Origin of the sequence: Limisphaera sp. VF-2, from assembly GCF_049537125.1 — a bacterium.
In the GTDB taxonomy this organism is placed as follows: domain Bacteria; phylum Verrucomicrobiota; class Verrucomicrobiia; order Limisphaerales; family Limisphaeraceae; genus Limisphaera.
In genome coordinates this window covers 332,570-344,949 of the sequence record NZ_JBMVQY010000004.1, presented here as the reverse complement: position 1 = coordinate 344,949, position 12,380 = coordinate 332,570, and the positions used below count along the sequence as shown (strand labels likewise).

Genomic DNA, 12,380 nt, shown 5'->3' with positions numbered 1-12,380 from the left:
TCACGGGACCCGGGCCGGCCGCGCGCCGGGGCGCCCTCCCGGACGGCGCCACTGGACTCAGGCCCGGCTGAATCTGCCGCGGCAGGATCCCTTGTCATGGCCGCGGGCTGGCCGGGCGGCTCCTAGCCAGCCGTCCCGGGTCCTGCCCGGAGTCAAGCGGTTCCAGCCGGAACCGATATGTCTGCGCCCGGCATGGAATCAGGAACGGCGGATGCGGCCATGCGCCCCAGCTGTCATCGCCCCCCACGCCCTGCTGTTTCCAGTCCAGGTTCAGCACCACGAAGTCCCGCCGCGGGAGCTGGAACGGATGCGTAACCGACTGCAGGTCGTCCGTCGTGTGGTGCATGGCGTTGACGCTCAGCCACGGATCGCCGGTGACCAACAACCCGCGGCCGCGGCGGTCGGTTAACGCCACCCAGCGGACCTCCACCTTGTTCCCGCTTTCCCCCGGCTCGGTGTAATCATAACAAAACTGCGCCCGCACCGTGCCGCGATACCGGCCGACACGCGCGTCCTTGCGATCGCAATAGGTTTCGTGCGGACCGGGGCCTAGCCATTCGATGCGATCATAACCCATGGGCAGGACCATTTGCATCCCCAACCGTGGCAGCGGCGGCAGGTTGGTGCGCGAGGGCTGGAATGAGGCTTCAACCTCCACGGCTCCGTCGGCGTGAATGGTGTACCTCGTTGCCCACGTGGCCTCCACGGCGGGCAAAAACCAACGGGCCTGCAGCACCCCCGTTCGTCCATCCCCGGCCAGGTCCGCCGTGACGGCCAGGACCCGGGGATTCTCGTGAGCCCGTCGCCAGATGCCCTGGGACTCTTCCATGTTCCGACCCCGGTCATTGTCCGTGGGCGCCCGCCAGAAATCGGGCCGCAACGGTGACTCCACCAGCTCACGCCCCCGGTATTGCCAGGATGTCAGCGCGCCGTCGCTCCGCCGGAAGTTCAGGACAAAGTCCCGACCTGCAAATTGAATGTGGGCCTCGTTGGTGTGCCAGTCCAATACGCCCCGCCCCTGCGGCCGGCGCACCTCGGCCGGGGCGCTGTCCGGGAGGAGGAATTGGTCCCAGGCCACTTCATGTCCCGCGGGGGCCCAACTCGTCTTGCGCGCCAGAGTCCAGCGGATCTCCAGGAAATACTCCACGCCCGGCTCCGGGCCGAATGGGGCCACGGGAACCTCCCACTCCAGCCGTTCGCCCGGCGCTATCTCCAAGGGCGGAATGATCCCCGACTGCAGCACCGCACCGTCCCCGCTCAATCGCCACCGGCCCTGCAAAACTTCTCCCAACCGCAAGAAGTTATAACCGTTGGATATCTCGATCCGGCGCTTCTTGCCGTCCACCAAGCGCACCCGCACCGGTTGATACACGTGTTTGACCTCGTACAAGCCCGGATGGGGCACGCGGTCCGGACTCACCAGCCCGTTGCAACAAAAGTTCTGATCGGACGGGGTTCCGGGCGGGCCAAAGTCCCCGCCATAAGCCCAAAAGGTGGGATGCCCTTTCCGCACCGGTTGGAACACCGGCTTGGGCAGCGGGCCCTGTTCCTGCCGGAGCCCCTGATCCACCCAGTCCCAGATGAATCCCCCCTGCAAATGCGGCCGATGGTAAATCAGATCCCAATACAGCCACAGGTTCCCACTGCTGTTCCCCATCGCATGGGAATACTCGCACATGATCAAGGGCCGTTGCTGTGGCTCCGAAGAGTAGGCTGCAAGCTCCCGCGGCGGCGGGTACATCGGACACACGATGTCGGTGTGGGGACGACGTCCCGCCTGCTCATAGTGGACCGGCCGGGTGGGATCCCGCCGTTTGATCCAGGCCGAGGTCGCTTCGAAGTTCGGCCCGTCTCCCGCCTCGTTTCCCAGGGACCAAATGATCACCGAGGGATGGTTTTTGTCGCGTTCCACCATCCGACGGGTGCGATCCAGATGGGCTTCGCGCCATTCCGGAGGGCGGGCCAATGAACGCTCTCCATAACCCATCCCGTGGCTTTCGATGTTGGCCTCGTCGATTACATACAGGCCGTAACGGTCGCAAAGGTCGTACCAGGCCGGTTGATTGGGATAATGGCTGGTGCGCACGGCGTTGATGTTGAACTGCTTCATGAGCCGGATGTCCCGCTCCATGCTCTCCACCGTGATGGCCTGGCCCCGGTCCGGGTCGTGCTCGTGACGGTTGACCCCTTTGATCCAGACGCGTCGCCCGTTGACCAGCAGATTGCCGTCCCGAATCTCCACCCTGCGGAATCCCACGTTCGCGGGAATCACCTCCATCACCCGGCCACTTTCGTCTTTTAGCGTGAGAAGCAGTTTGTAGAGATGAGGCGTCTCCGCACTCCAAGGTTGGACATGCGGAACGGAGTGCGCCGCAAACGCCTGTTGACTGCGACCGTCCGGAGGGACCCGCAGCCGGGCCTGCACCCGGGCCACGGTGCGTCCCGAGGCGTCCAACAATTCCGCCTCCACCCACGGCTCGGCCGTCCGGCCCGTGAGATTCTCCACCTCCACCGAGATGCTCAGAATCCCACCTTGAAACGACGCGTCCAGATCCGCCCGCACTTCAAAGTCCCGCACATGGAGAGGCGGCGGCGACCAGAGATACACGTCCCGGAAGATGCCGCTCAGCCGCCAGAAATCCTGGTCTTCCAACCAGGAACCGTCGCACCACCGGTAATTCTCCACGGCCAGGAGGTTCCGGCCGGGCCGCACGTACGGGGTGATGTCAAATTCCACCGGCGTCCGACTGTCCTTCCCCAATCCCACCCAATGCCCGTTGACCCACACTTGGAATCCGCTGTTGACCCCGTCGAAGGTCAGGAGCACCCGCCGCCCCGACCACGAGGCGGGCAAGGTGAATGTGCGCCGGTACTGATTGACGGTGTTGTTGGGATCATCCCGCGGAACCTTGGGGGGCTGCCAGGGCCCGGGCCAGGGATACTGAATGTTCACATAGATGGGGATGCCGTAGCCATGCATCTCCACGTTGGACGGCACGGGGATGGTGGCCCAGGTCGAATCCTCGAAGTCGGTCCGCCAAAACCCGGGAATCCGCGCCAGGTAATTCGATGCGTAATGATACTTCCACCGGCCGTTCAACGAACGGTACCACGGGGATTTGATCCTTTCGGCATTGGAGACCGGGCCGATCCGCAGCGCCGTGGCCCGGTCCGGACAGATCACCATCGTCGCCCGCGGAGCTAAATGGTTGCGCCCCGTCACCCGGGGATTCTCAAAATCCGCCCAGCGGTCCTCCTCGGCGGGGATTCCGGGACTTGCGCCAAGCTGGACAACCGCCAGGCTCAGGCCCAGCCAACGCGTCATGGAATGCTTCCTCATACCCCGCCCTCCTGCACCCCGGATGCAGTGCGCGTTTCCAGATGCTGTCCCGGCACCACAGCGCTCGCGGCAGCCTTTCGGAGCTTGTAATGGATTTCCGGCACGGCCCGCAACCGGGCTGCGGCCTGTTCCGGTGTCAGGTCGCGTTGCGGCTCCGCCAACATTTCATACCCCACCATGAATTTCCTGATCGTTGCCGAGCGCAATAGTGGGGGATAAAAATGCGCATGCAATTGCCAGTGCGGCTGGGGTTGCCCCCACAACGTCCCCGTGGGCGCCCCGTGCCAGCCCATGGAGTAGGGAAAGGAAACCTCGAAAAGGTTGTCGTAGCGGGTGAGAATGAGGCGCAGCACCTCGGCCAACGAGGTCCGTTCCGCGGGATCCAGATCCGGCAACCGCTGCACCGGGCGCAACGGCAGCAACAGCAGTTCAAACGGCCAGACGGCCCACCACGGCACCACGGCCACCCAATGCGCGTTGGCCGCCACGACCCGCTGCCCCAGGGCAACCTCCCTCCGGGCGTAAGCCAGTAACAAGGGCTCGCCGTGCCGCTCCCACCAGAGGCGCTGCTGACGGTCCTCCCGGGCCGGCTCGTTCGGCAGGAAATCCCCCGCCCAAATCTGCCCGTGGGGATGAGGATTGGAACAACCCATCAGCGCGCCCTTGTTCTCGAAAACCTGCACCCAGGTATAACGCGGCCCCAGGTCGGAAACCTGTTCCGCCCACAAATCCACCACCGCCCGGATCCCTTCCAGGGACATCTCGGCCAGCGTCAAATCGTGTCGGGGTGAAAAGCAAAGCACTCGACATTCGCCACGGACGGGTTGACAGGCGAGCAGCGGATCGGGGGCATCCTCGGCGCCCGGCACCTGGGGCAAGAGCGCGGAAAAGTCGTTGGTGAACACAAACGTCCCGCGGTACTGCGGATTGACCTGGCCGCCGGCCCGGCGATTGCCGGGACATAGGTAGCAACCCGGGTCATAAGCGGGCCGCTGCTCCTCCGCCGGTCGCTCGGTTTGCCCCAGCCAAGGCCGCTTGGTCCGGTGCGGCGACACGAGAACCCAGCGGTCCAGCAATGGATCGTACCGTCGATGCGGGTGATCGTCCGCGCGAAACTGTCCTGCGTTCATCGCCTTGCGTGCTGTCCGGTCCACACCCCGGGGATTCCCTCAGCCCCGGATCACCCACGCACCTCGACCGGGCCGGGTCACGAACAGAGCCGGCCGAATCCCGGTCTGACGCTGGTATTCGGCTTCCAAGCGCGCCTGGACTGCGGGCACCGCCTCCGTGCGAACCAGCGCCACGGCACAGCCCCCGAATCCGCCGCCGGTCATGCGACAGCCGAAAACGCCCCCCTCCACCCCGATCGCACGGGCGGCTTCCACGACCACGTCCAGCTCCCGGCAACTGACCTCGTAATCGTCCCGCAGCGACGCGTGGCTGGCATACATCAACTGACCCGCCCGTTCCCAGTCGCCCTGGCGCATCGCCTCGGCCGCCTGCAACGTGCGCTCGATTTCTCCCACCACGTGCCGGGCCCGGCGATACACCACCGGGTCCAGCCGGTCCCGGGCCAGGGTCAGTTGCGCCGGAGTGACATCCCGCAGCGCGGGCACGCCCAGCGCCGCCGCCGCCGATTCGCATTGCCGGCGACGCGTCGGATACTCGCTTCCGGTAAGTGCATGCTTCACCTGCGTGTTGATGATGAGCACCGAAACCCCTGGATCCCGCATGGGAACCTGCTCGTAGGAACGGGATCGACAGTCGAGCAACAACGCATGGTCCCGCTGGGCCAACACGGCGATGAACTGGTCCATGATGCCGCACGGCATCCCCGCATACGCGTGCTCCGCCCGCTGACACAAAAGCGCCTTTTCGACAGGATCCAGCGGCACACCGCACGCCGCCTCTAGGAGCGTGGCGATGGCCACCTCCAGGGCCGCACTGCTGGAAAGGCCGCCGCCCAGGGGCACGCTGGAATGCACAAGGACATCCATTCCCGGCACCGGCAGGGCTCGCTCGCGAAAGCCCGCCACAACACCCAGTGGGTAGTTCCCCCAGGAACCCCGTGGCAGAGGCTGGAACCGCTGGTTCAGGCGGACCTCCACCGGCTCCTTCTGCTCCTCGCTTTCGCAATGAAAGACTTCATCGGATCGGGGCGCGGCAGCAGCCATCGTGTACCGCTCCAGCGCCATGGGGAACACGTAGCCGTCGTTGTAATCCGTATGTTCGCCGATGAGATTGACCCGACCCGGCGCCGCGGCCATCCACTTCGGCGCCCGACCGTATCGCCGGGCAAAGGCCGTTTGAGTCTGTTCGATCAATGCGTCCAATTCCATGCGCGACTCTCTCCGTGTGTTTCTCCTTTCTCCCGGGTGATCCGCCCCGACCGGATCACGCCGGCGGTTGCCGGGACGGTCCGGGAGTTACAATGCCAAAAAGCGATAGACCGTCGTCTGCCGGTACGTCTGACCCGGCCGCAGAATCGTGCTTGGGAAATGGGGAAGGTTCACGGAGTTCGGAAAATGCTGCGTCTCCAAACACAGTCCGGCGTGCCGTTCATAGCGCCAGCCCTGCTTGCCCACCAGAGTACCGTCGAGCCAGTTCCCCGTGTACAACTGCACCCCGGGCTCCGTCGTCCAGACCTCCAACACGCGCCCGCACCGCGGCTCCACCAGCCGCGCACAAAAGGCAGGTCGATCGGGGCGCCCGCCCCAAACCTCGCCATGGTTCCATCCCGCCGGATCCCCGCGCAGCACAAAGTTGTGATCGTAGCCGGGCGGGTTCTCCCCGATCTCGTCAAAACGGGCACCTACGGGTGTCAGCTTGCGAAAGTCAAAAGGCGTGCCCGCCACGGAGCGGATTTCGCCCGTGGGAACGTTGTCCGGTCCCTTCGGCGTGTAAAAATCGGCGGCAATCTGAAGGCGATGCCCGCGAATGTCCCCCGCTCCGGCCAAATTGAAGTACGTGTGATTGGTCAGGTTGATGGCCGTCGGCGCATTGGTCCGCGCCACATACTCGAGCCGGAGCTCGTTGTCCGCGGTCAGGCTCAGGGTCAGCGCCACGCGCAACCGCCCGGGGAACCCCTGGTCTCCGTCCTCGCTGACGTGGACGAACCGGACCGCCGCCGGTCCCACCACACGCGCACGCCACAGGGCCTTGTCAAAACCCTGCCGGCCCCCATGCAGACAATTCGATCCCTCGGTCCGGGGCAACTGATAAACCCGGCCGTCCAGAGCGAACCGGGCCCCGGCAATGCGATTCGTATAGCGGCCGACCGTACAGCCAAAATAAGGGTGCCTTTTCAGATAGGGCTCCAACCGATCGAACCCCAACACCACATCGGACAAACGCCCGCGGCGATCCGGGACATGGATTTCCGTGATGATGGTGCCGTAATCGATCACCCGCACCCGCATACCGTGGCGGTTCTCCAGCGTAAACCGGCGAACGCTCCGGCCATCCGACAGCCGTCCGAAGTGCTCCACCCTGACGAATTCACTCACCGGGCACAACCTCCTTGGTCGCAATGCGTCTCCCTCCCGGCGGCAACCCGGGAGGAGCCGCCCCTTGCATTTCCTTCCCGCAAGGTCGCACCTCCCTCACCGCGCCAAGCCCCAGGGGCTGAAGATCACATAGAGCGACAGCGTGAGCAGGATCACGATCGCCCCGGCCACTTTCGCACCCTGGGAGCTCTCGAGCGCGAGAGTCGATTGGCGCCGGAATTCCACCGGCTGGGCCAAGGGCCGCCGCAGTGTGATCACGCTCATCACCACCAAACACAGCGCAAAGCAAACCGCCATGCGGTTCAGGAACTGCAATTGGGGAACCAGCAACTTCAGCAACCCGTAGGCCGCGATGTTCGTCAACAGCCCGGCCACGCCGCAGACCGGAGGCGCCCGCCGAACCACCAACCCAAACGCGAACACGGCCAGGATCCCGGGCGAAATGAACCCCTGCCCCTCCTGAATGATCGTGAAAATGCTGTTGCTGATCTTCGGATTCCCCAGTTGCGGCGCCAGCAACACCGCAATCACGGTGAATACAACCACCGACACGCGGCCCACCCACACCACGCGCTCCTGGCTGGCCGCCGGTGCGAGAAACTTCTTGAACACGTCCATGGCAAAAATGGTCGACGCCGCATTCAACATCGCCGCCAGCGAGCTCACCACCGCGCCCAGCAGCGCCGCCATCACAAATCCCACCAGGCCCACCCCCTGGGGAAGCACGTGCCCCAGCAGCTGAGCCAGCGCCGTGTCGTACTTGAACGCGATGAGTTTCTCGACCGTCACCGCCCGACCCGCGCCCCGGGCCGCTTCCTGCACGCGCGCGTTGTACGCGTCCAGTTCCTGTGCCAGCCCCTCATGAACCGCACGCCACGAATGATCCTCCGTCGTGAACACCTGAAACGCGTCCGGCTGGATCCGATCGAAATCCTGACGGGCCACGGGCAGCACGTATGGATTCTGGACGCGCACGCGGCGCAGACTCTCCGCGTCCGGATAGATCGCCAGCAGGTACCGCCCGGCGGGCCAGGCCGCGATTTCAGCCTCCGAGGGCGCCTCGGCCGTCCGGACATACTGGGTCTGGGGATTGGCCTTGATGTACTTGGTGAGGCTGGTCGCCGTGTCCCGCGCCGCCTCCAGACGCATCTGGGTACTGTAGAGGTTGAACGCAATGATACCCGGTATCACGATTACAAACGGAATGAGCAACTTCATGAACGCAGCAAACACGATCCCTTTCTGCCCCTGCGCCAGGGAGGCCGAGCCCAGGGTGCGCTGCGTGATGTACTGGTTCAACCCCCAGTAGTAGAAATTGGGAATCCACAACCCCAACAGCAGCGCCGTCCAGGGCAACACGGTGTCCGTGGCCGGAAGGAACATGTTCAGGCGCGGCCGGTTCAACTCCAGGAACCGCTCCAAGGGCCCCGCATCCGGTGCCAGAGCCACCATGGTCACGGCACCCGTCTCCGGGCTGACCACCGTGGCGGCCTCTTGGGCCATCCCCAACTTCTGAAAGGCAAAGAACATGATCACGCCCCCTCCCAGGATCAGTGCGCTCCCCTGAATCAAATCGGCCCACGCGCATGCCTTGAGCCCCCCCGCCGTGACATACAGCATCGCGATCAACCCGATGATCAGCGATCCGGTGGCCAGCGTCAGAGACTGGCCCGCCTGGCCCGCCAACGTGCTGATCGTCAGGGCCCCCGAGTACGTCACAGCCCCCAGCAGGAGCATGTAGATGAAAATCGTGGCCACGGCCATGATCGTGCGCGCAGTCGCGTTATAGCGGTACTCGAGAAACTCCGGCATGGTGTAAATCCCGGCCCGGAGGAAATAGGGGAGGAACGCAAACGCCACCACCACGAGCGTGATGGCGGCCATCCACTCGTAACTGGCAATGGCCATGCCCACGTGGCTGGCGGCATTGCCACTCATCCCCACAAACTGCTCGGTCGAAATGTTGGCTGCGATCAGGGAGAAACCGATCAACCACCAGCGAAGACCGCGACCGGCCAAGAAGTAATCCTCGCTCCCCTTCTCGTGGCGGCTTTTCCACAGGCCGACGCCGACCACGGCCACCACAAACAGCAGAAAAATGGCGATATCCACCCAGGTCAGTTGGAAGGCCCCGTTCATAGGCGATTCCTCGCTGTCAATGTTTCTCCGGTCCCATGTCCTGCGTGGGCACGGGGCGAGGCAATCCGGCGCGTTTTCCGGGTCTCGCCCGCGCCCTCCTCTCCGCCTTGAAGAAAGCGGGGGCGCCCGAAGGGGTGGGCGCCCCCGCCGAACCAGTTAGTCCTCAACCATACCTCCTTGGCAAAGCCGCTGGAGCCTGCCCGGCTTGGTCCGGGCCACCCCGCTGCGCGCCCGGACTGCAGACCGGCACCCCAGCCCCGGCGGTCGGGCTTGACCGGCCGTACAGCCCGTTTGCTCCCCACAACCGGCCCACATTCTAGGGGGGCGACAGCGCGGGGCAAGGGAATGTTTATGTCTTTTTTTGAAGAAATCCGGTCATCCCCACTCGGCGGGGTGGCCTCGCCTACCCTGCACCCATTCGGCAACGCTCTGGCCGCCGTTCAAACTGTGACAAGCGCTCGGCAACGTGTCCGTCCGTCGTGGATCTGGCCCAAGATGCCGCTCCCCACCACGCGGTCTACGCGGACGCGGGACCTTCGCCGGGTTCCCTCCGGGCCGGGTTCTCGGGGGAAGCGGAAGCGAGCAGCCGCAGCCAACACCCATGCCATTGAAGCGGGCTCGCTGGACCCAAGTGTTCCCACGGCGCCGAGCCCACAAGCCGGCGCGACTCGCCGTGCGGCACGCTGGCCCAGTGCGCCCGGTGCCTGCCGTCCAACCGCAGCAAGCGGGTGACCTTCTCCGCGCCCAAGGTTGGAACGCGGCCTTCACGAGATGCTTAACAGCGCGAATGCAAGGAGCAGTTTCGCGAGACCACCACCGAGCCAATGACCCGCCGGCGTGCGTTGCCGGGCATCCGCTGCGACCGCCCGGAGCAACGCGGAACCCGTGTCTGGCCCCCGGGAGAGACCGACGAGAATCCGCGCGCCGACCCGGACGGCCCGGCCAGCGAGAAGCGGGCCTTGATCGGGAGCAGCCGATCAGGCTTTCCGCTGGCACACCGTGTACTGGACTTCTTCTCTGGGGTGCCCTCCTGGCCGGGATCCTCCAGAGTCCGTCTCGTCAAAAGCTTTTCGCAGCTCGGCCCCGGATTTTGATTTGCTGGTCGGTCGTCAAGCTCTTACCGTTGAAGCCCGATTGTCCGGCTCCATCTGGTAACTGGAGATCTTGAAACCGCTCACGATGCGCATGGAACCGAAGCAACCGTTGGGACCAGAAGCCGTGGCCGAGCTGGCCACCGGCTTGAACCGCCTGGCCTACAACCTCTGGTGGACCTGGGACCAGGCCGCCCAGGATGTCTTTGCCCAGTTGACCCCTCGCGGGTGGCAAAACCTCTTCCACAACGCCGTGGCGGTCTTGCGCGAGGTTTCCGACTACGAACTGCGCGTCCGGCTCCAAGATCCCGAATTCGCCGCTCAGGTCCGCGCGGTCTTGCAGGCCTTCGACGCGTACATGAACCAAAAGAACACCTGGGCCGCCAAGCATGCCCCGCAGTTCGCGCAGCGTCCCATCGCTTACTTTTGCGCCGAGTTCGGCTTACACGAGACCCTGCCCATCGCCGCAGGAGGACTCGGGGTCTTGGCCGGCGATCATCTGAAGTCCGCTAGCGATCTCGGCCTGGGCCTGGTGGGGGTCAGCCTCTTCTACCGCGAAGGCTATTTCCAGCAGGCCATCGACGCCAACAACTGGCAGACCGAGTACTACTCCCTGCTCAACCCCCGGCACCTGCCCATCGAACCCGTGTTGGATCCGAAGGGCGAACCGGTGATCGTCACCGTGCGGATTGCCATGTCCCTGGCCCGGGTCCGTGCCTGGCGGGTCAACGTGGGACGCGTCCGGCTTTACCTCCTCGACACCGATCTGCCGGAGAACGAGACGTTCATCCGCGATCTGACGCGCCGCGTTTATGGGGGCGACAGCTCGGTGCGCATCATGCAGGAGATCCTGCTGGGTGTCGGCGGCGTTCGGATGCTTCGGGCCCTGGGCATCCAACCCTCCGTCTTTCACATGAACGAGGGCCACGCCGCTTTCCTGACTCTCGAACTGGTGCGGGAAAAGCTGGCAGCCGGCCAGACCTTCGACGCCGCCCTCGAGGCCACCCGACAGGAATGCGTCTTCACCACTCACACCCCGGTCGAAGCCGGACACGACCGCTTTTCCAGGGATCTGCTGTGCTACGCGGGTCGCCTCTTCCTGGATGAGCTGCGCCTCGAGCCCGAGCGCCTCATGGCCCTCGGCCGGGTGCACCCCGATGACCCCAACGAGCCCTTCTGCATGACCGTCCTGGCCCTCCGGCTCTCCCGGGCCGCCAACGCCGTCAGCGAACTCCACGGCCGGGTCAGCCGACACATGTGGCATGCCCTCTACCCCGACCGGCCCGTGGATCAGGTCCCCATCGGCCACATCACCAACGGCATCCACCTCATGGGTTGGATGAAAGGGACCCTCCGCACCTATTGGCGCCGCAGACTGGCCGAACACCACCACCACTGGGAAGCCTACATCAACTCGGCTGAATTCTGGAATCGCCTCCTGGACCCCAACTTCATCTCCGACGAAGAGCTCTGGGCCCTCCGCTACAAACTCCGACGTGAACTCATCGAGTTCACCCGACGCCGCCTCCTGCTCCAACAGCATCACGTCACCCAAACCGACTTCATCACCTTCGACCACCTCCTGAACCCGGACGCCCTGACGATTGGCTTCGCCCGTCGCTTCGCCACCTACAAACGCGCACCCCTGGTTTTCCAACGCTTCCATGACATCGTTCAACTCGTCAAAGACCCGGCCCGACCCGTCCAATTCATCTTCGCCGGCAAGGCCCACCCCCGGGATGACGAGGGCAAACGCTTCATCCAGCACATCATCCACCTGAGCAAGTACAGTGAACTCAAGGGCCACCTCGTCTTCATCGAAAACTATGACATCCACGTGGCCCGCCAGATGGTTTCCGGTTGCGACGTCTGGCTCAACACCCCGCGACGGCCGCTCGAAGCCAGCGGCACCAGCGGGATGAAAGCCCTCTGTCACGGATGCCTCAACCTCAGCATCATGGACGGCTGGTGGCGCGAAGCCTACGACGGCACCAACGGATTCGCCATCGGCCCCGACGCCCACCCCTCCTCGGTCGAAGAGCAGGACCGCGTCGACGCCGAGAACCTGTACCGGGTGCTCTCCGAGGAAGTCATCCCGCTCTTCTATCAACGCGATGCCCAGGGCATCCCCCGGCAGTGGATCCAACGGATCCGACGTTCCATGGCCACGCTGGTGCCCCGCTTCACCACCGATCGCATGGTCAAGGAGTACGTGGAGAAGTATTACCTCCGGCCGTCCGACCGTCCCCACCCCCGAACTTCTCCTGCGCCCGCGACCGCATCCGGCCAGGCTTGAGTCCCCTG

The 12,380-nt window shown here is 64.7% G+C and carries 5 protein-coding genes and 1 pseudogene; 1 reads left to right on the top strand and 5 read right to left on the bottom strand.

The features are described from left to right. Nucleotides 1–94: 94 nt before the first annotated feature. From ACPDIT_RS13135 to ACPDIT_RS13115, 5 genes and pseudogenes are all read right to left on the bottom strand, one after another. Entirely contained in the window at nt 95–3,325 is a 3,231-nt protein-coding gene (locus ACPDIT_RS13135; protein WP_423444190.1) for a glycoside hydrolase family 2 TIM barrel-domain containing protein, read from the bottom strand. A 98-nt stretch (nt 3,326–3,423) separates the two neighbouring features. Then, nucleotides 3,424–4,470: pseudogene (locus tag ACPDIT_RS13130) on the bottom strand (UDP-glucose--hexose-1-phosphate uridylyltransferase); the annotation flags it as partial. Between the two features lie 39 nt (nt 4,471–4,509). Next, nucleotides 4,510–5,679 (bottom strand): galactokinase, encoded by a 1,170-nt coding sequence (galK, locus tag ACPDIT_RS13125; RefSeq protein ID WP_423444188.1) that lies wholly within the window; start codon nt 5,677–5,679, stop codon nt 4,510–4,512. 87 nt (nt 5,680–5,766) lie between these two features. Further along, the gene (locus tag ACPDIT_RS13120) at nt 5,767–6,846 is read right to left on the bottom strand and encodes an aldose epimerase family protein (RefSeq protein WP_423444186.1); all 1,080 of its coding nucleotides are present in this window, start codon (nt 6,844–6,846) and stop codon (nt 5,767–5,769) included. Nucleotides 6,847–6,942: 96 nt separating this feature from the next. Beyond that, nucleotides 6,943–8,985 carry a sodium:solute symporter family transporter gene (locus tag ACPDIT_RS13115; RefSeq protein ID WP_423444185.1) on the bottom strand — a complete coding sequence of 681 codons (2,043 nt, stop codon included), beginning with the start codon at nt 8,983–8,985 and terminating at the stop codon, nt 6,943–6,945. 1,185 nt (nt 8,986–10,170) lie between these two features. Here ACPDIT_RS13115 and glgP point away from each other — a divergent pair. After that, nucleotides 10,171–12,372: an alpha-glucan family phosphorylase gene (glgP, locus tag ACPDIT_RS13110; protein WP_423444183.1), complete on the top strand. Its 2,202-nt coding sequence runs from the start codon at nt 10,171–10,173 to the stop codon at nt 12,370–12,372. Nucleotides 12,373–12,380: the final 8 nt, after the last annotated feature.

Coding starts and splice junctions, on each gene's coding strand:
- glgP (WP_423444183.1), top strand. CDS start 10,171: ATGGAACCGAAGCAACCGTTGGGACCAGAAGCCGTGGCCGAGCTGGCC.
- ACPDIT_RS13115 (WP_423444185.1), bottom strand. CDS start 8,985: ATGAACGGGGCCTTCCAACTGACCTGGGTGGATATCGCCATTTTTCTG.
- galK (WP_423444188.1), bottom strand. CDS start 5,679: ATGGAATTGGACGCATTGATCGAACAGACTCAAACGGCCTTTGCCCGG.
- ACPDIT_RS13135 (WP_423444190.1), bottom strand. CDS start 3,325: ATGACGCGTTGGCTGGGCCTGAGCCTGGCGGTTGTCCAGCTTGGCGCA.